Source organism: Microcoleus sp. AT8-B5, assembly GCF_036705565.1.
In the GTDB taxonomy this organism is placed as follows: Bacteria; Cyanobacteriota; Cyanobacteriia; order Cyanobacteriales; family Microcoleaceae; genus Microcoleus.
In genome coordinates this window covers 1-1199 of record NZ_JAUBUY010000123.1, presented here as the reverse complement: position 1 = coordinate 1199, position 1199 = coordinate 1, and the positions used below count along the sequence as shown (strand labels likewise).

Genomic DNA, 1199 nt, shown 5'->3' with positions numbered 1-1199 from the left:
AACATCAGTTTTCAATTTAGCGTTTGTACCAGGCTGACAATTCGCTACTGCCATGCCATCGCAAATGCTTTAACGTTATGTGCAAATTTATAAAAGCCGCTCAATGAACTTTATAGAACAATTAGTGCGCAAATTTCGATTTTGGCGTTTTAAGAGAAATATTAGAAGCAAGATATATAGATTTAATAAGCAAGTGTCTATTGGGAAATCCGAATCAACAAGGTCTCAATACCAAATGAGGGAAGTAGAGAAAAGTAGTCATGATTTAGCAATCCAAGCTTATTTGTCAAAATATAAATCTCAGATCAACGGAATTAGTACTGGTTGGTATCCTTATTTATATGAGATGATAGGTGAGCTAATGGAAAATGGGCTAACCGCAGAGGATACAATTTGGGCAAAGGAAAAACATGCTGAGTTTAGATGTTCAGTAAAAGCAAAAGACAAAAATAAACAACTCATATTTGATAAGATTATTGAAACGTATACAAATAAAATAAACGCAACCTGCCAATTTTGTGATAATCAAGGAATAAATCAAGAAGTTAATTCTTGGGAGTACAATCTCTGTTTACAGCATTACCTTGAAAGTAAGTATGACATAGAAGTGGATGACGAAATCCAATACTACAAAGAATATTTTGGGGAGAAGGATGATCAAAAAACATACAAGAGTATCTCCACCGACAAATATTACATTTTGAACGAGCTTGCCTTCAGAAAAAGGGCTGGACTTCTTCATACATTATTAAAAGATAAATTTTTGTCTGACGACAGCGCAATCAGCGACATAATGTATAAGTATTTCGAAGAAGAAATGTTTTTTGATATTGAATTAGATGATAAATACTATGAAAGCCACTTTCGCTTTTTTGACGATAGTGGAACAGTAATCGATAAGCCCGAATTTAATTACTATCACCCCATGACAACTTATGAAAATATCATCAAGGAAATCTGCACATAACATTGCATTTGCGAATAGCATGGCTGACGGAATAAACTTCATCTGTAAATCTTTCTCAGCTTTAGTTCCGGCAGACAGTACGCTTTTGGTCATTAGTTCTTAACTTCAACTTAGTTTTTCAATTAAGCATTTGCACCAGGCTGACAGTACGCTATTGCCATGCCATCGCAAATGCTTTAACGTTGCATGTAACTTTTGACACAACGCATTTGCTGCGGATCTCTCCTTATCG

General features: G+C 34.9%; 1 protein-coding gene. It reads left to right on the top strand.

The annotated features are described in order from the left end of the window. The first annotated feature begins 103 nt into the window (after nucleotides 1-103). Nucleotides 104-967: a hypothetical protein gene (locus tag QUB39_RS30475; RefSeq protein WP_333245857.1), complete on the top strand. Its 864-nt coding sequence runs from the start codon at nucleotides 104-106 to the stop codon at nucleotides 965-967. The last annotated feature ends 232 nt before the right edge of the window (nucleotides 968-1199 follow it).